Source organism: Fischerella sp. (genome assembly GCF_013388695.1).
Taxonomy (GTDB): domain Bacteria; phylum Cyanobacteriota; class Cyanobacteriia; order Cyanobacteriales; family Nostocaceae; genus PCC9605.
The window spans coordinates 1-21121 of the sequence record NZ_JACAEU010000044.1 but is presented as its reverse complement, the minus strand read 5'-3'; the positions used below and the strand labels follow the sequence as shown (position 1 = coordinate 21121).

Below are 21121 nucleotides of genomic sequence, written 5' to 3'. Positions count from 1 at the left end.
TATTTTTGTGAGCTTTTTTATTGGTTGCGCTGTTTGGGCGTATAAAGGTTGGGTGGGTGAACTTTATCCTCAAGGTACTCGCACCGCTGACTTTCTCCACCTCTACAGTCGTCGCTTCACTACGGTGGAAGGTAATACCACATTCTATGCAGTGCCAAACCCAGAAACTGTAGCTCGTTGGGCAGCCGAAACACCCCCTGGTTTTGAATTTTGTCTGAAATTGCCGCGAGACATCACCCACAACAAACTGCTGCAAACCCATATTCCTGACGCATTGAAATTCATAGAAGGAATGCGTCCTTTAGGTAAACGTCTTGGCCCGATTTTTGCTCAGTTACCACCCAGTTACGCACCTACAGCAATTGATGATATTACTGCTTTTCTTGAATCTTGGCCTCGAAAAGAAGTGCCACTGGCGCTAGAAGTTCGGCATCGCGACTGGTTCGCAGAACCCTATGCTAGTCAATTGACAGTACTGTTAGAACAGTTAGGTGTGGGAAGGGTTTTGCTAGACTCTCGTCCTATTTACACTGGGGATGACGATCCTCAGTTACAATCAGAACGGCGAAAACCCAAACTACCTGTACAATTTAGCGTTACAGCGCCTTTTAGTTTAATTCGGTTTATTTCGCATCCCAATTTAACAGTGAATCAGCCTTTTATGGAGGAGTGGGTAACTCAAATTCAGCAGTGGTTACAGCAAGGGAAGCGAATTTATTTTTTTGTTCATTGTCCAACAGAAGAGCGATCGCCCAGTACAGCGCGTTACTTCCAAAGATTATTGGAACAAAGTGGTGTAGCAGTTCCACCCCTTCCTTGGAATCACCTGGACAACTCCCCCAATCAACTCAGCCTATGGTGAAGAGGCATTGGGCATCGGGCATTGGGCAAAGGAACTGGAAAAGTAAAAAGTAAAAAGGTAAAAGAAAAAATTCTTTCTTTTTACTTTTAGCTTTTAACTTTTGACTTATTTTTGCCCAATCCCCAATCTCTATTTTTTCAGCAGTCGCAAACCGCTAAGGGTAACAAACACAGTAGATCCTTCATGCCCTACCACGCCGATCGGTAAGTTAATATTACCCATAAAATTGCCAATCAAAAGCAAAATAATAAACCCTAGAGCAATAGCTATATTCTGTTTGACTATCGCCTGCGCCCTTTTACCCAACCGCATTGCTACTTCAATTTTCTCTAATCTATCTGCCATTAAGACAATATCCGCAGTTTCCAAGGCGACATCGCTCCCCGCCCCTCCCATTGCAATGCCCACCGATGCCTGAGCTAGGGCTGGCGCATCATTAATACCATCGCCTACCATTGCCACCGTTTGATACTCTCGCTGTAAACTACGAATGACATGCAACTTATCTTCCGGTAAAAGTTCTGCATATACTCGATCTACTCCAACTTCCCGCCCTACACTTTCAGCAGTCTGTTGATTATCTCCAGTCAACATGACTACTTGTTCAACTCCCAATTTTTTCAAACGGGTAATGGTTTCTGCTGCTTGCGTTCTCAATTGATCTGCAATAGCTATTATGCCTAGCACTTGATAAAGTGATGGGGTGGTGGGATGGTGGGGTGAAGTTTTCTCTCCATCTCCCCATCTAGAATTTGCTACCCAAACAACCGTTTTCCCCTCTCGCTCCCAATCTTCAGCAATATCACTTAAATTAGTGGGTAAATTTGCAACATACTTTTGTAAAAAACCATTTTTCCCAACAATCACTTCTTGGTTATCTACAATACCAAGTATTCCCTGTCCGGGAAAAGCCTGTACCTCTGTTGCAGCAACCCAATCCAAGTTTTTAGATGCCTCCACGATTGCCTGAGCGAGAGGATGTTCCGAACGAGATTCCACTGATGCAGCAGCTTTTAATACATCTGAGCGAGTGTAATTACTATTTGTGCTTACCTGGAATACTTGTACCTGTCCTGTGGTGAGAGTGCCTGTTTTGTCAAATGCGATCGCCCGTACTCTCCCCATCATTTCCAACTGAGCGCCATTCTTGAACAAAATGCCTTGTTTGGCACCATTGGCAATTCCTGAAAGCAGTGTTGGCATAATTGCCGCCATGAGCGCACAAGGAGAAGCCACCACTAGAAAAGTTAAGGCACGATAAATCGTAGTTTCCCAATCCCAATTCCAAAGAAACGGTGGCAAAATGACTAGCAAAACTCCCGCCACTACAATCACCCGCGCATATGCCCGTTCAAATCGCTCGATAAATTGTTGGGAAGGAGGTGCTTCTGTTTGTGCTTGCTTTACCAAACGAATCACGCGTTGAATCAAACTACTTTCCGGTGGTTGATGCAGCTTTAACTTCAACGCCCCATAGCCGTTGAGCGTACCTGCAAATACTTCGTCACCCACAGTTTTCTCTACAGGTAAAGACTCACCCGTAATTGCGGCTTGATTGAGGGTAGTGTAACCTTCCACAATCACTGCGTCTGTGGGAATTAACTCCCCTGGCTTGACGATGATTTCATCCCCTACTTGTAACTGGACAACGGGAACAACCTCTTCTTTTCCTTGACGCAGAACGGTGGCCGTGTCTTGTGTCAGACTCATCAAACTGCGGATACTCCGTTCTGTCCGCCGCATCGCATAGCCTTCCAGTGCACCACTAATCGCAAAGATGAGAATCAAAACAGCCCCATCGATAATCAGATGATACTCTCTTCGCCACAAGCCTAGACCAGCAGCACCAAGCGCCGCCACAATCATCAGCAAATCTACATCCAGTTCTTTTTCTTCGATTAGGGTTGTCAGTCCCTCACGGGCGCTTTCGTAGCCACCAATAATATAAGCTGCGGGTAGTAGCAGCAGCGCCCACCCCAAAAAGCCAAGGTGCAAAGCCAACCATCCAATCAACAACAGCAGCCCACAAACGATAGCTGCGAAGGCGTCTGAATGTTCTTTGGTGAATTGATGCAAGCGTTCTGGGTAAAGCATGAGAGTTCAACTAGCACTGACTCTCTTACGCTAAACCTTGACATTAGTGTTAATGTCAATGTATTTCTTGTGGCAGCTGTTAGTGGTTGGTTGTTGGTTGTTGTTTGGAACAAACAAATTTTAAGAGAGATGAAGAATGAAAAAAATTTATAAATATTTGCAAACAGACTAAATTTATGCTGATTTTACGCTAAAAATTCTCAATTAGTATACGAATTTGTGTTATTTGGGAAATTGTAAAAAATACGTTACTCTAACCTGGTAAGATTAAAATTTATGATGGGTTATTATTGCCTTTTTTAGAATTAGTGCCCTTTGTCAGTACAAAGGACAAATGACAAAGGACAAATACCTACGAAGGAAGTTGCTTTTTCAAGGCTTCTAAAGAAGCCCAGCGAAGGTCAACTCGCTTATGTTTAGAATTGTTATTACTACTATCTGGTTTACTTGGTTGGATACCCGAACAATTGACATCACAAAGCTGGCGCTGAGGAATTTCTAGGCACACTTGCTCGTATAGCCATTCGCCAGGATCGAAATACCCATAGGGTGATAAAGTTTCCACCAAATCTTCCACAGCGACTTCCCGCTCCAAGGGCAAGGCTTGTTCTTGTTCGGCGGCTTCGTCTAGCCAGATGATTTCGGAAGTATCAACCACCAAGCGATGATTATAGTTTTGCAAACAGCGGTTGCAGGTACAAGTAATAATTGTTTCCGCTTGACCAGACACTTCCAGGTAATTGCCACGATGCTGCACGCGAATGCGACCGCGAACTGGTGTTAAGGTATCCAAATCAGGCAGGAACTCTTTCACCTGAATTTCCTCTGTTCGCTCCGGCGCTTTGGTTAGCTGCGGAATGTAAATCGCGTCCATAGGATTTGTGAGACATCCTCACGAAAAATTGTCTTTCTTTATCAGCAATTTTGCCGATAATACTTCTCTAGTCTAACTTTTTTGCGATTTAGTTTTATCGCTAATAAATACCGATTTTAATAACTTTTTGCGGCAGTGATGATTTATTAGTTTTTGGCCGCCTTCGGCGCAGTTAATAGTCAATAGTCATCGATCATTGGTCACTAGTAAAAAACTCTTGACTCTTGACTATGGACTCTTGACCTGGACTCCCCGTAGCGAAGCAGAGGAGATTGACTACCAACTACTGTAGGAACGAAGCATTTGTATAACAATATTTTTAGTTCAATGGAAAGATATATATTCAAATGCTTCGCCCCTACTTATTCTGGCAATGCGGGACGTACAACCAGATTGCGATGCGGCTCTTTGCCTCTGCTGAAGGTTTCTAAATCCCCAAATTCTTTCAAGAAGGTGTGGATTTGGCGACGTTCAGCTGAACTGAGAGATTTGATTTCCACTTCTTTACCTGTTGTACGCGCTTGCATCGCAGCTGCTTGGGCGATCGCGCGAATTTCTGCTTGTCGCTTCACGCGGTAGCCGTTCAACTCAATTGTGTAAGAAGCTTGCTCTTCTGGTGGTTGATTTAAGTTGAGAACAGAATTCGCTAAATATTGAATAGCATCTAGTACTACACCACCAGGCCCGATTAAAACCTGAATTTGGTCAGGCATCATATTGATTTCATCAATTATCAACCAGTAATTATCAGGTTCAGTTGACTCGCCTTCACCAATTGCAGTTGCTTCTAACTCAGCCTGAATTTCCGTATTGATTCCGGTTAATTGCAGCAGTGTTTTTAACCACTGCTGCCCTCGTTGCATCCGAGTGTCGGTCATCATCAACCTGCGGCCTTTTTCTTAGAACTTTTTGGCTCAAACGGCAGCGTTTTTTGTTGTGCTTCTGCTTCTTTCTCCTGGGAGTCTACTATTTTTTGTAGTTCCTCTGGCAGGGGTTCGCGAGAAAGAATATAAGTTTGCAGAGTTTGGAAAATATTACCAATCACCATATACATCAGCACCCCAGCTGGCAGAGGGAAGAACAAAAACATCCCTGAAAAGATCACGGGCGTGATTTTGTTGACTGTATCTTGTTGGGGGTTGCCACCACTGGAATTTTGCCCGGAAAGCACTTGGCTGACGTAAAGGGTAATCCCAAATAGCACTACCATCGCCACGATATCCCAATGTACAGTGCCATCAGGATCAATAGCCCCAACTCTACCCAAGGCATCAATGAATAAAAACCCTTGATCTGCTGCTAGTCCGGGAATTGTTCCCTGAATAGTAACATCCCCTGGCTGTAAGGCTTCGATATTGCCTTCAGGATCAATTTTGATTCTTTCTTCCCCTTTAATAACTTTCCATTGGGGAACCAAATTAGTATCTGGGTGTTCTGCCAATACTGCCTGAAAAGGCTTGCCCTCAAGAGTCTGATATTGAATCTTAGTGTGTTCTCCTACAGCTAATTTATTGCCTCCAGGCAGGATAGCAGTTACCTTAACATGTTCCCCATCAGCGACGTAAATGTTTTGGGGGGGAGTAGCAAAGGCCTGGGGTTGAATTCGTTCGATTTGTTCGGCAGGAAGGATTTGCAGGTTGACGGAGTAGTTAACGCTGGCAAAAGGTGAACCCCGCAAAGTAGCAAACAATGCTAGCAAAACCGGCATTTGTAAAAGAAGTGGCAAACATCCAGCAAGGGGATTGCCAAATTCTTTCTGGACACTGAGCATTTCTTCCTGCTGCTTTTGCGGATCGTCCTTATAGCGTTCTTTGATTTCTTGCATTCGCTTTTGCATCAAAGGTTGGACAATTCGCATCCGTCGCATATTGCGAATTGAGCCAGCACTGAGAGGATAAAGCGCAAAACGAATTATTAAAGTCAAGGCAACGATCGCCAATCCATAGCTTGGCAGAATGCTATAGAACAAGTCTATGATTGGCAACATTACGTTGTTCGAGAGAAACCCGATACCAAAATCCATTATTCTGAATTCAACCTGAGGTAATGTAAATTTACTACCGATTTTAAATTCTGTTGTTTGTTGTTTGTTGTTTGTTGTTTGTTGTTTGGAACAACCAACTACCAACTACCAACTACCAACAAGAATTCCAAAATTGGCAGACTGAATCTAATGTATCTAAATCAGGATTCGTCTGCGACTATAGTTCAACTACGGATAGCCGCACATTAAAAGAGGAGTGGAAAAGAGGAGTGGGGGAGGGTAGGAGGGGGAGAGTGGGGAAAGTAGCTGATAAATTCTCCCCATCTCCCCATCACCCAATCTCCCGATCATTTCTTCGCAGCACCACTAAAATTGGGATTTTTGGCGGCGACTCTTTCACTGATGTAATCATAAATTTCCCGGAACTTTGGAATAGCCCGCAGTTCTAGACGACTACCATCTCTGAGGGTGAGTACCATATCTCCCCATAAACCTATGCCACGGGGAACTTTGACAATTTTGACAACTTCTGAGTAAATAACATCGCTGCGATCGCGTCCTCTCCAACCTCCAGTTACAGAAACTCGGCGATCGGTGATGCGATAACGCAGCCACAATGCTCTGACAATTGCCCCAACTGTCAGTGGTAAACCCACAATAGTCAACCCAATAAGTATGTTTATTATCAAATCCCCTATATGGGGGCCGCCTTCAAAATAAACTTCTTCACGAATGCCCATTTAATACCTCAGTTTGTGCCAACAACTGCTCTAATTCTTGCAGAAATTGTTGGGTTACGCACTCAGATTCTGCTGCGGTTGGCTTTACAACCACCACTAGTCGCCACCCTGGCAACAATTTGGGCAACAACTGATGTAAAGCTGCTGATATTTGCCGCTTCAGGCGGTTACGAATTACTGCCCGTTTGCTGACTTTGGTACTAATCGAAATACCAATTCGGGTAGGAACAAGATCAACTGAGTCTGTTGATAGTGCAATATGCTCGGCAGCATCCACAGGAGGCTTTTTCAAATCTGACGGTCGTAAGGCTCTCAACGTTAAATAAAAACCATGACGACGAATGCCTTCCCGGGAAACTGCCTGGAAATCTTTTCGAGATTTAAGCCGATTTGCTTTGGGCAAAGCCACCGCTACTGTTTAAATTCCCTACCCTAAACGCTGAGGCGATAACGTCCTCTTCTTCTTCTTGCCCGAATAACGTTTCTACCGTCTGGTGTTCGCATTCTGGCACGAAAACCAGAAGTCCTTTTTCTTTTTCGGTTAGTTCCCTCTAAAGTTCTTCGCATACTTTTATCCTCTCCAGCAATTTTTTATAAAAAAAGCCACAATCCATAATCTTATCACGTTTTGTGATAAAAAAGTAAAAATGGTTGCAAAATAGTCAAGAGTCCAAAGTTAAGAGTGTTTTACTAATGACCAATGACTAATGACCATTGACTAACTAATACTAAGAATCCAGGTTCCCAAGTAACGAGCTAAGGGTACATCACCAGGGGTTTGAATTGAGCAGTTCCAATAGAACATGCCGCCAAAAGCTGGGTTTTTGACATTAGAGAATATCAGTTCAACGTCGCTACCTGCTGGTACAGGCTCTTGAGGGTAAATTTCAACCACACGATTTTCCTGATCCCATTTCACATCAGACAGTGGCACTTTTTTGTCTTTTACCCGTACCTCAATCTTCTTGGGATCTAAGGTTCCTTTATAGTATTGAGGATAGTTAACAACAAATTGGGAAGCGGCGAATTTCATCCTTTTGGCGGGGATTCTCAAACGATATCTATCCCAAGCATTGGTTTGACCGCCAAAATCTAATCGGAAGGGCAGTTGATTTTCGCTTTTGACACCGCTCCACAGTGTAAAGCCTGGCAAACTCTGTGCCAAGCTAATGGCTGGTAGCCCTGTCAGCAAACAGCCAGTCACAACTAAAGTAGAAAGTAAACGTCGCATAGTTAAGCTCCTGTTGCAGAAATTGGTGTTTTGTCTCAGTAGCTGGGAGTAAATGTTCGTAAATAAACTTTACTACTGACTTTCTCACTATAGACGTAAAATCTTGAACAAAAGTGCCATCTGTTCTGGATTCATCATAAGAATTCGTCAGAATAATTATTGAATAATTAGTATATTTTATTACGTAAATTATTTGAACAAGCTATGACTTTAGAGAAATGCAAGACTTTATGATGACTAGCTTGACAGTGATTCCACTAGATGTAAAACACACTTTAAATAGGATGATGTTTCCGAATATTTATAAGTTTATCTAAAATTAAGATTTTTGTTATAAAAATTAAGCTATTAAATAGAGCGATCGCGAGTGTAATTGGGCTAGATTGGTTACAACAAGCATTGCTCATCAACAAAAATAATTCTAAATATTTGAGGATTTAGTTTGTGGGAAATTAATCGATATTGCACAATGTAAACAACGCACAACAATAGTTTTCAATCCCTAAAAGAAGTTGAAGACACAGATGTAAAACTTGGGGATCAGCATAGGATGTGCAATAAATAACCCATAAAAGCAAGTATCTGTAATTGTGACATCCATGAGCGGCACAGTCAGGCTTAGCCTGGATAGGTAGAGTGGGAAAGCGTAGGTGCAATCAACACGAAAAGCCAATAGCCGATAGCCCCCGCCCATACGCTCACCAGTCCGCCAAATCAACTTTGGCAGATGAGTTAAGAGGAAATGGTTAAGGGAGAAAGGTTTGCTCCTTTACCTTTAACCAACGCCGATCGCTTTTGGGTTGGTGAATTGCTAAGAGTGCGTCTATTTACTCATCAGAAAGATTTCACAGCTTGCACAGAAGTATTAATCTCAAGGAGATTGCATGAGAATAGCAGTTGCTAAAGAAATAGAAGTTTGTGAACGTCGTGTGGCATTAATTCCCGATACTGTAGCGCGATTGGTAAAGCAAGGTTTAGAGATTTGGGTAGAAGCTGGTGCGGGAGAGCGAGCTTTTTTTAATGATACTGCCTATGAAGCCGCAGGAGCCACAATTATTAACGATAGTGGCAGATTATGGGGTGAAGCAGACATTTTGCTCAAAGTCAGCCCACCACAAGAGCGAGAAGATGGGCGTTCAGAAATTGACTTGCTCAAAGAAGGCGCTGTACTGATTAGCTTTCTCAATCCTTTAGGAAATCCAATCGTAGCGCAGCGATTGGCAGAACGCAAAGTAACTGCTTTCAGCATGGAAATGATTCCCCGCACCACGAGGGCGCAGAGTATGGATGCTTTGTCGTCGCAAGCGTCAATAGCAGGTTATAAAGCCGTATTAATTGCCGCAGCAGCATTACCTAAATATTTCCCCATGCTGACAACAGCTGCTGGCACGATCGCCCCTGCCAAAGTATTTATCATGGGTGCTGGTGTGGCTGGTTTGCAAGCAATAGCTACCGCCAGACGCTTGGGATCGTTGGTAGAAGCTTTTGATATCCGCCCCGCCGTCAAAGAAGAAGTGCAAAGCCTCGGGGCAAAATTTGTAGAAATCAAATTGGATGAAGAAACAACCGCTGCTGGTGGTTACGCCAAAGAAATTTCCGAAGCCAGCAAAAAGCGCACCCAGGAAGTTGTCACCGAACACATCAAGAATGCTGATGTTGTCATTACCACTGCCCAAGTTCCTGGTAAAAAAGCACCTCTTCTAGTCACCGAAGAGATGGTAAAGCAGATGAAAACAGGTTCGGTAATAGTAGACATTGCTGCCGAACAAGGTGGTAACTGTGCCTGCACCGATCCCGGCAAAGATATTGTCATGCACGGCGTCACCATTATCGGCCCGATTAATTTACCATCCTCAATGCCAGTCCACGCTAGCCAGTTGTATGCCAAGAATTTGACATCCTTAATGCAACTGCTCATAAAAGACAAAGCTGTGCAGATTGACTTTGCTGACGACATCATTGATGCAGCTTGCATTACCCATGCTGGTGAAATTCGCTCTTCACGGATAAAAGAGGCGCTGCAAGCTATTAGCGCTCAACAGTCACCAGTTAGTTAAGCACTGAAGTTTCCTTTGTGTCTTGGTGTCTTGGTGGTTTATCAGCATTTAATTAACCACCAAGGCACAAAGACACCAAGAAATAAATTACAGGAGTTTGTAAATACATGACAGAAGCATTAATTGCGGCTTTGTTCGTATTTGTTTTGGCATCGTTTACCGGATTTGAAGTCATCAACAAAGTACCGCCAACTTTACATACGCCCTTGATGTCAGGCTCAAACGCGATTTCTGGCATTGCTGTATTAGGGGCGATTGTAGCTTCCGGTGCGAAAGAGTGGAATGTGTCAGTCATTCTCGGTTTGATAGCCGTGGTACTGGCAACCATCAACGTGGTGGGTGGTTTCCTAGTCACAGATCGGATGTTGCAAATGTTTAAGAAAAAAGCAAGTTAGTGGTTAGTGGATAGTGGTTAGTGGTTAATAACCAACTACTAACTACTAACTACTAACTACTAACAATCAACTATTACCAATTACCGCTAAATTATGACTGACTTTCTTCCAACTGGAATTCAGCTGACGTATTTAGTCGCTGCATCTTTATTTATTCTGGGTTTGAAACAGCTGGGTTCTCCTGCTACAGCACGGCAAGGTAATGTTGTAGCCGCTGTGGGCATGCTGTTGGCGATCGCAGCAACACTGTTGGATCGGCATGTGTTGAACTACGAAATGATTTTGTTGGGGTTGGCAATTGGATCGGTACTAGGTGCGATCGGCGCCTATAAAGTTCAAATGACGGATATGCCCCAAATGGTAGGTTTACTCAACGGATTGGGTGGTGCGGCTTCCGCGCTTGTCGCCGTCGCTGAATTTTGGCGGTTGCTGCAACATGCTGAAGCCGTACCCCTAGATGCCAACATTTCCATGTTGTTGGATGTGTTAATCGGTGGCGTCACCTTCACGGGTAGTATGATTGCCTTTGCCAAACTGCAAGGCATTATTAGCGGTTCCCCGATTACATTTCCCTTACAGCAACCAATCAACGCCTTGCTGTTGGGTTCCTATGTGGTGGGTAGTGCCTTTTTACTCATGCAACCCCATAACCTGACCGCATTTTTAGCGATCGTTGCAGTTTCTTTAGTCTTGGGTGTAATGTTCGTCATCCCTATTGGTGGTGGCGATATGCCAGTGGTCATTTCACTGTTGAACTCATTCTCTGGTTTAGCCGCAGCCGCCGCTGGTTTTGTGGTGATGAACAATATGCTAATCATTGCTGGTGCATTGGTGGGAGCATCGGGTATTATTCTGACCGAGATCATGTGTAAAGCGATGAATCGCTCTTTGATCAGCGTTCTATTCGGTGCTTTTGGCAGTGGTGGAAGTGCGGTTGCGGGTGGAGGCAGTGGTATAACTGATACAACCGTCCGCAGCATCGATGCAGAAGAAGGCGCAATGATGCTGGGCTATGCCCGTTCTGTGGTGATTGTTCCTGGGTACGGGATGGCGGTAGCGCAAGCACAGCACAGCGTACGCGAGTTGGCAGATCAGCTCGAACGGATGGGCGTTGAAGTGAAATATGCTATTCACCCTGTCGCTGGAAGAATGCCGGGACATATGAATGTGTTGCTAGCAGAGGCGAATGTGCCCTATGAGCAACTGTATGATATGGAAGATATCAATCCCCAGTTTGAGCAGACGGATGTAGCGCTGGTAATTGGGGCAAATGATGTGGTGAACCCAGCCGCGCGGAGTGATGCCAACAGTCCAATTTACGGGATGCCGATTTTGGAGGTAGATAGGGCGAAGCAGACGATTGTGATTAAGCGCGGTATGAGTACAGGTTTTGCTGGTGTAGATAATGAGTTGTTCTACAAAGATAAAACCACGATGCTTTTTGGTAGTGCGAAAGATATGGTGGCGAAGTTGGTTTCTGAGGTGAAGCAGTTGTAGGGTTGAACCTCACCCCTAGCCCCTCCTCGCTTGCGGGGAGGGGAAAAATATTTTTAGCTCACTATATTAAGTAGCGTGTGTTACGGCATAACTTATTGAGATCAGCCCATTTTTTCCACTGAGTGTTTAGCACGCCTCCCTCTTCACACAAATCACTTTTAGCTGCCCATGCAAATTTTTTCAAAAAGCTTTCAGTGTTTTCTTGAGTGATTTCTTCAATTACTTGGCTTTGTTTAACAGGTAATGTCTTGGGGGCTTTAGGTTCTCCTTTCTTTATCTCTGATATTGACTTTAAGAATTTGAGATTGGGAATATAGGATTGTAGAGACGCAAGGAACATTACATCTCTACAATTATCTTAAACAACCGCCGCTTCTACAACCGCGCCTTGCATTTTTTCAAATGCATCAATCAGGTTTTGCAACTGCTGATCTGCTTTGAGTACTGCCAAACCGCGCACTGTCACTTTCCCTGGTGAGTAAACAAAGCGAGATTTGAGATTTTCTGGTAGATTTCCCGCTAACAAGTTCCAAGCGGGTTCTTCCATTGGCGTTTCTAAAACAACGTGCTGTTTGGCTTCTGGTTTAATGCGGCTAAAGCCTAGCTTTTTCGCCAGTTGTTTCAATTCCATTACCCGCAATAGTTGATTTGCAGGTTTGGGAATTGCACCGTAACGATCGTTCCACTCAGCGGCAATTTGTTGTAATTCTTCTTTAGATTTGGCAGCAGCAACCGCACGGTAAGCACTCATCTTTTGTTCAATATCGGGGATGTAATCTGCGGGAATAAATGCTGTGAGATTGAGATCAATTTGAGTATCGTCAACTTTGGGTATTTCTTGTCCTCGGATTTCCCGAATCGACTCTTCTAGCATTTCCATGTATAAATCGAAGCCGATTGCATCCATTTGACCGGATTGTTCTGAACCCAGCAAGTTACCAACTCCGCGAATTTCCATATCGCGCATTGCTAATTGATACCCGGAACCCAATTGGGTAAATTCCTGTATTGCTCGCAAGCGTTGCCGGGCGGCATCGGATAACGATCGTTGTTTGGGGTAAAATAGCCAAGCGTGAGCTTGAATTCCCGCACGTCCCACACGTCCCCGCAGCTGGTATAACTGCGCTAAGCCGAAGCGGTGGGCATCTTCAATCAAAATTGTGTTGACGCGCGGGATATCTAAACCAGATTCAATAATCGTGGTACAAACTAAGATATCTGCTTCGGCATTACTGAAAGAAAGCATGGTTGCTTCTAACTCACCTTCTTCCATTTGTCCGTGAGCGATCGCAATTCTCGCACCCCCGATCGTTTCCCGCAATTCGCTGGCTGTTTCTTCAATACCCTCTACACGCGGTACTACATAAAACACCTGTCCGCCTCTGTCGAGTTCTTGGCGAATGGCACTGCGGACTGTTTCCGGGTTAATCGGTGCGAGGTGAGTTTTGATCGGACGCCGGGATGGTGGCGGTGTAGTAATCAAACTCATTTCCCGGATACCCGACAAAGACATATACAAGGTGCGGGGAATGGGTGTAGCCGAGAGGGTAAGCACATCAATTTGAGTTTTCAGGGTTTTAATTTTCTCTTTCTGGTTCACCCCAAACCGCTGTTCTTCATCCACCACCAACAGTCCCAATTCTTTGAAATTAACCTCTTTGCCCAAAAGTTGATGTGTACCTACAACTACATCCAACTCACCCGTTGCCAATCGTTTTTGAATTTCGCGGCGTTCTTGGGGACTGCGGAAGCGGTTGAGTAACCCGACATTAACGGGGTAGGGGGCAAAGCGTTCTTTAAGGGTGTGGTAGTGTTGTTGCGTTAAAATTGTAGTAGGTGCAAGGAGTGCCACCTGTTTACCGGCGGTGACAGCTTTAAATATCGCGCGAATAGCTACTTCAGTTTTACCAAAACCGACATCGCCACACACTAAGCGATCCATCGGGCGATCGCTTTCCATGTCCCGTTTGACATCTTGCACAGCTTTGAGCTGATCGGTTGTGGGTTGGTAAGGGAACGAGTCCTCCAGTTCTTGCTGCCAAGGCATATCTGCCGGAAAGGCAAAACCCTTTTGTTGCGATCGCGCTGCGTATAACTTAAGCAAGTCCACCGCCAGTTTCTTAATTGCTTTGCGGACTTTGTTCTTGGTATTTTCCCAAGCCTTACCAGTCATTTTATTTAGTTCTGGTGGCTTCTCGGTCGTCGTACGAAACCGCGACAAAGCGTTGACTTGATCGGCTGCTACCCGCAATAAACCATCGGCGTATTGCACCACCAAATAATCGCGAGTTTCGTTGTTAAGTGTGAGACTTTCGAGTCTGAGGAATTTACCGACCCCATGGTTTCTGTGCACCACATAATCGCCGGGACGCAGTTTGTTGGGATCTACTTGTTTAGAAGCAGCTTTGCGACGCTTGCGGACATAACCAAAAGTTGCTAGGCTATGCTGCCCGTAAAATTCGCGGTCAGTGACAATAACGGTCCGGAAAGTAGGTAAAATAAAACCTTCTAATTCAGCCAGACCGGAATATTTTAGGGCGACTGGTACGTGATTAATTTGTAGCTTATCAATCGCTTGATAGTCGCGGGGGTTGGGGATAAACTGAGCTGGACAGTCGTGTTCTTGCAACAGAGACACAGAACGGCTCGGTTGTGCCGAAATTAACCAAATCGAGAAATTGCGATCGCGCTCCTGTCTCAGTGTTTCTGCGGTTTTAGCAAAGGAGTGCGGTGTTGCTGGTACAGAGCGACTGGCAAGATTGATACCTTGATTTTCCTCCGCTAGTTCTGATAAATATAGTTTTTTAAATGCCTGTGCAGCACTCAGACAATCATCAAACCAACGATGAACTTTGGGTAATGCAATCAAAGCTTCTTCTATGCTGCGATCTTCCTGCTCATCTGCTCCCCTACTCCCCAGAGTTAGCCACTGTTCCTCGGCATTTTCCACCCAGCGATCGCTGTGAGCGTGACACTGTTCTGGCTCGTCAATAGCAACCAGAGTATTTTCTGGTAAATAATCTAATAAGGAAGCTGGTTGCGTGAAACCTAAGCCCAAAAAGCGACGGCTACCCTCTAAAGATGTACCTGCATCAATCTGTTCTTGTTCGGTGGCGCAAAGGTAAGTTTTGACGGTTTCTAAACTCTCCCCACTCAACGCTGCCATCACCACGGGAGCAAAGCTAGTGGGAGTGAGAATTAGCTGCTCAATTTTATCTAAAGCAGAACGTTGAGTTGCTGGATCAAATTCTCGGATTTGCTCAATTTCGTCACCGAACCATTCCAAACGGACTGGCAACTCCGAAGACACCGGAAACACGTCAACAATATCACCGCGCCGACTCCACTGTCCTTCTGTTTCCACCAGTGGAACTCGTTCATACCCCAGACTAGCTATCTTATCACTAAAGCTATCCAAATCAAATTCCATGCCCCGTCTGAGGGTAAGACAGAATGGCTGAAAAGCTTCTGGTGGTGGCAGGTGAGGTTGTAGCGATGCGTGAGTAGCGACAATAGCCAAATTAGTAATTTTTGGACTATTGACTCTTGACTCTTGACTCTTGACTAAGTCCGCCAGGACTTGCATCTGTCCCCAAGTCATTTCAGTTTCGGGATCAAAAGGTTCGTAAGGGGACGCCTCAGAGGTTGGGTAAAAATGCACGGTTTGCCACCCCATCGCCTCCAACTGCGCTGTCCAGCGTCCGGCTTCTTCCAGAGTGGCACAGACCACAAACAAATTCTGTCCCTCAGTTTGAGCCAAAGCTGAAGTGACCAAGCCTTTGGGTAGCCTGGGAATACCATTCAAACGTAAATCTTGTTGCCGATTTAGCTTGGAGAGAAGTTCACTGGTAAGTGGCGATCGCCCTAGGGCGCGCACAATGGAAGAAAATGCCATAAGTTCTTAAACAGGTGGGAGTCGTTCTGACCAGCGATCCACAATCATAGCGCCTACATCAACTATTTTAAAAATGTCAACAATCCTATTGATCTTGCTCGAAAGACCCTAGTCCTTAGTACAATTACGACTGAAACTTACAGTTCGTATACGTAAACAGTTTTCTCTACTGACAAATCACTTATGAATAATTACTAATGGTTGGTTTTCTATATATTTCAGAATGTTGTCTATAAACATCTTAGATACTAGATACTAGCAGATTCAACTTAAATGCAGTTTGCCGCTAACATCGGCAATTTTTAAGAATGTCACCAACTGTCGAAATTTTAATTATTCTCCTACTAATCCTTGCCAACAGCGTGTTTGTCATGTCAGAGTTGGCTATTGTCTCTGCACGAAAGGTGCGTTTGCAACAGCTTGCCGAACGGGGAGATCAAAAGGCTCGTGTTGCCTTAGAATTGGCTTCTTCTCCGAACAAATTTTTAGCTACTGTTCAGGTAGGGATAACTCTCCTTAGTATTTTGTCGGGTGCTTTTGCTGAATCGACCATAGTTAGGAGACTAGAGCCTATTTTGGCTCTACTTCCCTGGCTAACGTCTTATGCTGATGCGATCGCCACCGTGATTTCAGTATTAATTCTTACTTATTTTACCTTGATTATTGGTGAATTGGTTCCTAAGCGAGTGGCATTAAATCACCCAGAACCTATTGCTTCTATTGTTGCTATCCCTATGCGAATGTTGGCAACAATTGGTTCCCCTATAGTTTATTTATTAAGTATTTCTACTGATGCAGTATTGCGAATTTTGGGCATTAGACCATCCACAGAACCACAAGTAACAGAGGAAGAAATTCGAGTTTTAATCGAGCAAGGCACAGAAGAGGGAACCTTTGAGGAAGCAGAACAAGATATGGTGGAGCGAGTGTTTCGTTTAGGCGATCGCCCTGTAAGTTCTTTTATGACACCGCGTCCGGATATTGTTTGGTTAGACTTGGAGGACTCCCTAGCAGAAAATCGCCAGAAGGTGATTGAGAGTGGCTATTCTCGGTATCCGGTTTGTCAGGGGGGGCTAGATAATGTTCTCGGTGTTATCCCTGTCACTGATTTATTAGCCCGAAGTTTGTGTGGCGAAGAGTTGGATTTGACAGTGGGATTGAAGCAGCCCGTGTTTGTGCCCGAAAGCACCCGTGGCTTGAAAGTTTTGGAGTTGTTCAAGCAAACCGTCACTCACATGGCGCTGGTAGTGGATGAATACGGTGTAATTCAAGGATTAGTGACTCTCAATGACGTCATGATTGAAATTGTCGGTGATGTTCCTACTGCCGATGAATTGGAAAATCCCCAAGCCGTGCAACGAGAGGATGGTTCTTGGTTATTGGATGGCATGTTATCTGTAGAAGAATTTTTTGAGCTTTTCGACCTCGAAGAATATCTACGAGACCATCAAGGTAACTATCAAACATTGGGTGGTTTTGTCATTACTCATCTCGGTCGCATTCCCGCAGCAGCAGATCATTTTGAATGGCAGGGTATGCGCTTTGAAGTGATGGATATGGATGGCAACCGCGTTGATAAAGTGCTTGTAGTACCAAAACAGAAGCAATCAACGGAAGGGAAAAGAGAAAATTAGACCTCTGAGGGAGATGGGGGATAGCTGAAAGTGTGATTCCGAAACCCTTGTAGAGACGCGAAATTTCGCGTCTCTACACTTGGATTCATACTTCAAATCAGCAACGCCTCGTTAACATAAATATCTCTGGGTGGGAAGGGACTAATTAATTTTTCTGGTGTTTGTATGAAACCACCCTCCCCTCTCCCAAATTGGGAGAGGGGCAGGGGGTGAGGGAAGTACTATCTTTGACTGCAACCTAGTATAAAATTTACTTTTTTGACAGTAAATACATGGCTAATTTTGCTAAATTTATAAAAATTTTATACACTTTTAGCATGGTTTTGTTAGCTCAAAGTATTACATATTCTAGTTTTTGCCAGTTTTAGCATCTTAGTAAGAAGCGATCGCACAGTCGGTAACGTGGTGCTTATGATTGCCTAGAACACCAAGTCAGTAATCTTCAAATTGGAAGAGAAGGAGGACACCTTCGGAATGAAAAATTAAAAATTCAATCTTCATTTTTAATTTTTAACTTTTAATTCAGCGAAGCGTTTCCCCTCTCCCTTGTCTTACCGCACCAAAAATTTATAAATACTGCATCGCTACTCTATTGCTTAGTTAACTACGAGCAATTCCATCTTGGCGGGCTGCCCGTTGCACAGCAGCAGCAACAGTAGTGGCGACTCGCTCATCAAATACAGAAGGAATGATGTGTTCTCTGTCTAAATCTGATGGTTTGACTAAAGAAGCGATCGCACTTGCTGCTTCTAAATACATTGAAGTGGTAATCGTCTCTGCGCGACAATCTAACGCACCGCGAAACACTCCAGGAAAAGCTAGAACATTATTAATTTGATTTGGGTAGTCACTTCTACCGGTGGCCATGACGGCAACTTCTTTGTTAACTAATTCTGGCTGAATTTCAGGAATTGGATTTGCCATTGCAAACACAATTGGATCTTTGGCCATTGAACGCACCATTTCCGGTGTTAATACTCCCGGTACGCTCACACCGATAAATACATCAGCCCCTTGCATTGCACCTGCAAGAGTACCCTTGGCTTTGACAGCAAATTCGCGTTTTTCTTCTGTTAAATCGGTGCGACTAGTAGAGAGAATTCCTTTAGAGTCACACATCCAAATTTTTTCTGCCCCAGCTTTGTGCAATAAACGAGCGATCGCAATTCCAGCCGCCCCAGCACCATTAATAACGATGCGGATTTCCTCCATTGACTTATGTACCAATTTCAGTGAGTTAAACAGCGCTGCTAAGGTAACAATCGCTGTGCCATGCTGATCGTCATGAAAAACAGGAATATCTAACTCCCGTCGCAGTTTTTGTTCGATCTCAAAGCAGCGAGGGGCAGCAATATCTTCTAAATTCACGCCTCCAAATACAGGGGCAATATTTTTTACAGTACGGACTATTTCATCTGTATCTTGGGTTGCCAGACAGATAGGGAAAGCATCGATACCAGCAAATTCTTTAAAAAGCATGGCTTTACCTTCCATGACTGGTAGGGCAGCCTCTGGGCCTAGATTTCCCAATCCCAAAACTGCACTGCCATCAGTCACAATTGCAACCGTATTTTGTTTAATAGTTAAGTTGTAAACTTCTTCTGGGTTTTGAGCGATCGCATTACAAACACGTCCAACTCCAGGCGTGTATGCCATTGCTAAGTCAGACACGCTTTTGAGGCTAATTCTGCTGATGATGCTGATTTTACCGCCACGATGCAGATTAAAAGTGCGGTCATAAACATCCAGAACTTTAATGTCTGGTAAAGCCTTTACTGCTTGTACAATTGTTTCCGCGTGTTCGGTACTTGCGGCATCAACGGTAATATCGCGAATGGAAACAGCTCTGGTTTGCTCGATTAAATCAATCTGACCAAAATTACCACCACTAGTGGCGATCGCCTTAGTAACGCTAGCTAACATCCCAATACGGTTGGGAATCTCAAGGCGGAGTGTCAAACTAAAACTAGAGTTAGGGGTTAGGTCTGTCATTGTTGTTTTGGATGGGTGATTTTAGATTGAATTTAGCGCTAAAAATCTAAAATCTGAAGATTCAGTACTATAAACTGGTCACAATTTAGCAATTGTACTCTGATGCACCATATAATTTCATTTTCATTCGCGAGATAAATCTTTATAAGAAATTTATCTATTGCCCGTTTTCAAGTGTTTAAGCTGAACTTCCCCCGGTGCAAATGTACTAAACAGCCCTTAAATTACAATTAGTGGGGGTGCCATTACCACCACTGCCTTGTTGACCACGCTCATTTCATGAGCGTGGGAGCCTGTACTCAAAATTAATCAATTCAAAAATTTCTTTTTTCTGACTGCGTGAATGGGTGCGGGCGTGGCATTTTGAATTCAAAAAAGGTCAACGAGCAGCTCGTTTTAAACGAATAAGGTGTTCATACTCTTGCATTGGTAAAGAATTTTTTAATAGACGGCTAATCGTTGATTCAGTGACATTGTATTTTGAAGCCAAAGTTGTGGTGGTTTCGTTTGTTTCACGATACAGTTGCAGAATATTTTGTTTTTCTTGTTCAGTTAATCTTTTCACACTCCATATCCCAAAAAATACTTTTCAAACCCCCTGTCTATTATCGCTTAAAGGGGATAAGGATGATTGTGGTTTTAGCCAACATCATGCCATTCAAGCCCAGGGTGTGGTCATCCCAATACTCGAAATACGCCCCTATCTTGCTTTGCTCGATCCCTCCTTACTCGGGGCAATGGATAGCACCTCATCCTCTGAGCGCACATCCACCGCCTCCCGCTGACGGCTTCTTAACCACTCCCTGTGAGGAGCGCGATCGCGCTCGTGCTCCGGCAGGAATAGCCCCAAGCAACGCCCTCAGTTGAGTACAGTAGACCGTTTGTGCCCCCCTGGAACAGCAACAGTCCGCCCTAGCAATCATCCGGTAATTGTTGACGGCGATTTGTTTAGCTTCGCCCCTTGCGGGTGCTGCCATCCTAGTTCGCCGATTATTAGAATGCGCGATCGCGTTACTGACGCCTCGTCGACAAACGCAGCAATGAACGTACCTATCCCCAACGTTATCGTTCCTTGTTAGAACCTCATCTACGTCGCTTTTATCTAGATGAACTTGAAGACATAGCAGATGATTCTTTGGGAATAGGAATTATACGCTTAGTTATAGAGAGTCAGAACAAAGCCACAGAATTAGCTAAAACCCTAATTAACAAAGCAAAGGAGGAATTGACAGACACAAGAAGCCAAAGAAAAGTTCTAGAATTTATAGAGACAATCGTAGTCTACAAGTTTCCGAATTTAAGCCGCGAGGAAATAGAAACCATGCTGAATTTAAACTTGCTGAAAGAAACTAGAGTTTATCAAGAAGCAAAAGAAGAAGGCGAACTAGAAACTAAGTTAAAAATTTTGCCAAAGCTTGTGCAAAAGGGACTGAGTGTTCAAGATATATCAGAGTTATTAGAATTAGATGATGAAACCATTAGAAAAGCTTTAGAAGAGAAGTCTTAAATTAGGTGATTTCCTCGCGCTTGAAGCCGCGTGATTATGACTTCAACAATAGCTATACTTAAAAATTTTGTCATACAAGGATTTTAGACTTCAAGATTCTGTGCAAGCTCACATGCATGCATCTGTGCCGTCTTGTACAAGAATGCGCGATCGCACTTTGTAGAGGACAGTGGATTTTCTGATGTAGGACAGTTGAAGAGGCATGGTTGCAATGCCGTTGTCAAAGCGATCTGAGTTTTAAACTGAACTTCCCCCGGTGCAAATGTACTAAACAGCCCTTAAACCCTTACCAAATAAAGAACCTAGCCTTTATGGGCAATATATGTGTACCCATGTAAGTGATAGAACAATTTGCACAT

At 44.1% G+C, this 21121-nt stretch carries 20 protein-coding genes; 8 read left to right on the top strand and 12 right to left on the bottom strand.

Annotation, left to right across the window (positions count from 1 at the left end):
- The first annotated feature begins 7 nt into the window (after window positions 1-7).
- A complete protein-coding gene (locus HXY43_RS07270) occupies window positions 8-862 on the top strand; it encodes a DUF72 domain-containing protein (protein ID WP_290881697.1) in 855 nt (284 codons plus the stop codon).
- A gap of 129 nt (window positions 863-991) precedes the next feature.
- Here HXY43_RS07270 and HXY43_RS07265 read toward each other — a convergent pair whose 3' ends face one another.
- The 8 genes from HXY43_RS07265 to HXY43_RS07230 all read right to left on the bottom strand — a co-directional run bounded on the left by HXY43_RS07265 (window position 992) and on the right by HXY43_RS07230 (window position 7785).
- Window positions 992-2956: a heavy metal translocating P-type ATPase gene (locus HXY43_RS07265; protein WP_290881695.1), complete on the bottom strand. Its 1965-nt coding sequence runs from the start codon at window positions 2954-2956 to the stop codon at window positions 992-994.
- Between the two features lie 352 nt (window positions 2957-3308).
- Entirely contained in the window at window positions 3309-3830 is a 522-nt protein-coding gene (locus HXY43_RS07260; protein WP_290881692.1) for a YceD family protein, read from the bottom strand.
- A gap of 362 nt (window positions 3831-4192) precedes the next feature.
- Entirely contained in the window at window positions 4193-4711 is a 519-nt protein-coding gene (locus tag HXY43_RS07255) for a R3H domain-containing nucleic acid-binding protein (RefSeq protein WP_290881690.1), read from the bottom strand.
- Entirely contained in the window at window positions 4711-5853 is a 1143-nt protein-coding gene (gene yidC, locus HXY43_RS07250) for a membrane protein insertase YidC (RefSeq protein WP_026735014.1), read from the bottom strand. The genes HXY43_RS07255 and yidC overlap by 1 nt, the downstream gene beginning before the upstream one ends.
- Before the next feature lie 308 nt (window positions 5854-6161).
- Window positions 6162-6554: a PH domain-containing protein gene (locus tag HXY43_RS07245; protein WP_026735013.1), complete on the bottom strand. Its 393-nt coding sequence runs from the start codon at window positions 6552-6554 to the stop codon at window positions 6162-6164.
- Window positions 6541-6963, bottom strand: coding sequence for a ribonuclease P protein component (rnpA, locus tag HXY43_RS07240; protein ID WP_290881684.1), 423 nt, complete (start codon window positions 6961-6963; stop codon window positions 6541-6543). The genes HXY43_RS07245 and rnpA overlap by 14 nt, the downstream gene beginning before the upstream one ends.
- Window positions 6964-6986: 23 nt before the next feature.
- Window positions 6987-7121, bottom strand: a complete 135-nt coding sequence (gene rpmH / locus HXY43_RS07235) for a 50S ribosomal protein L34 (RefSeq protein ID WP_290881681.1) — start codon at window positions 7119-7121, stop codon at window positions 6987-6989.
- 151 nt (window positions 7122-7272) lie between these two features.
- Window positions 7273-7785, bottom strand: coding sequence for a DUF2808 domain-containing protein (locus HXY43_RS07230; RefSeq protein WP_290881679.1), 513 nt, complete (start codon window positions 7783-7785; stop codon window positions 7273-7275).
- An 884-nt stretch (window positions 7786-8669) separates the two neighbouring features.
- Between HXY43_RS07230 and HXY43_RS07225 the strand changes: the two genes are divergently transcribed.
- From HXY43_RS07225 to HXY43_RS07215, 3 genes are all read left to right on the top strand, one after another.
- Window positions 8670-9842 (top strand): Re/Si-specific NAD(P)(+) transhydrogenase subunit alpha, encoded by a 1173-nt coding sequence (locus HXY43_RS07225; RefSeq protein WP_026735010.1) that lies wholly within the window; start codon window positions 8670-8672, stop codon window positions 9840-9842.
- Between the two features lie 107 nt (window positions 9843-9949).
- Window positions 9950-10237, top strand: a complete 288-nt coding sequence (locus tag HXY43_RS07220) for an NAD(P) transhydrogenase subunit alpha (RefSeq protein WP_026735009.1) — start codon at window positions 9950-9952, stop codon at window positions 10235-10237.
- A gap of 93 nt (window positions 10238-10330) precedes the next feature.
- On the top strand, window positions 10331-11734 hold the full coding sequence (locus HXY43_RS07215) for an NAD(P)(+) transhydrogenase (Re/Si-specific) subunit beta (protein WP_290881674.1): 1404 nt from the start codon (window positions 10331-10333) through the stop codon (window positions 11732-11734).
- A 61-nt stretch (window positions 11735-11795) separates the two neighbouring features.
- Here HXY43_RS07215 and HXY43_RS07210 read toward each other — a convergent pair whose 3' ends face one another.
- Both HXY43_RS07210 and mfd read right to left on the bottom strand, forming a co-directional pair.
- Window positions 11796-12074 (bottom strand): hypothetical protein, encoded by a 279-nt coding sequence (locus HXY43_RS07210; protein ID WP_051470137.1) that lies wholly within the window; start codon window positions 12072-12074, stop codon window positions 11796-11798.
- A gap of 18 nt (window positions 12075-12092) precedes the next feature.
- Window positions 12093-15629, bottom strand: a complete 3537-nt coding sequence (gene mfd / locus HXY43_RS07205; protein WP_290881668.1) for a transcription-repair coupling factor — start codon at window positions 15627-15629, stop codon at window positions 12093-12095.
- Window positions 15630-15937: 308 nt separating this feature from the next.
- On the opposite strand from mfd, the gene HXY43_RS07200 reads away from it, so the two are divergent.
- Entirely contained in the window at window positions 15938-17263 is a 1326-nt protein-coding gene (locus tag HXY43_RS07200) for a hemolysin family protein (RefSeq protein WP_290881665.1), read from the top strand.
- Window positions 17264-17863: 600 nt separating this feature from the next.
- On the opposite strand, the gene HXY43_RS07195 is transcribed toward HXY43_RS07200, so the two are convergent.
- Window positions 17864-19255 carry a malic enzyme-like NAD(P)-binding protein gene (locus HXY43_RS07195; RefSeq protein ID WP_290881662.1) on the bottom strand — a complete coding sequence of 464 codons (1392 nt, stop codon included), beginning with the start codon at window positions 19253-19255 and terminating at the stop codon, window positions 17864-17866.
- 379 nt (window positions 19256-19634) lie between these two features.
- Entirely contained in the window at window positions 19635-19820 is a 186-nt protein-coding gene (locus HXY43_RS07190) for a sigma factor-like helix-turn-helix DNA-binding protein (RefSeq protein ID WP_367161467.1), read from the bottom strand.
- Between the two features lie 62 nt (window positions 19821-19882).
- On the opposite strand from HXY43_RS07190, the gene HXY43_RS07185 reads away from it, so the two are divergent.
- The 3 genes from HXY43_RS07185 to HXY43_RS07175 are packed head-to-tail and all read left to right on the top strand — an operon-like array spanning window position 19883 to window position 20762.
- Window positions 19883-20122, top strand: coding sequence for a hypothetical protein (locus HXY43_RS07185; RefSeq protein ID WP_290881660.1), 240 nt, complete (start codon window positions 19883-19885; stop codon window positions 20120-20122).
- The gene (locus HXY43_RS07180) at window positions 20119-20334 is read left to right on the top strand and encodes a hypothetical protein (RefSeq protein WP_290881658.1); all 216 of its coding nucleotides are present in this window, start codon (window positions 20119-20121) and stop codon (window positions 20332-20334) included. The genes HXY43_RS07185 and HXY43_RS07180 overlap by 4 nt, the downstream gene beginning before the upstream one ends.
- Window positions 20328-20762 carry a DUF2887 domain-containing protein gene (locus HXY43_RS07175; RefSeq protein ID WP_290881656.1) on the top strand — a complete coding sequence of 145 codons (435 nt, stop codon included), beginning with the start codon at window positions 20328-20330 and terminating at the stop codon, window positions 20760-20762. The genes HXY43_RS07180 and HXY43_RS07175 overlap by 7 nt, the downstream gene beginning before the upstream one ends.
- Window positions 20763-21121 lie beyond the last annotated feature (359 nt).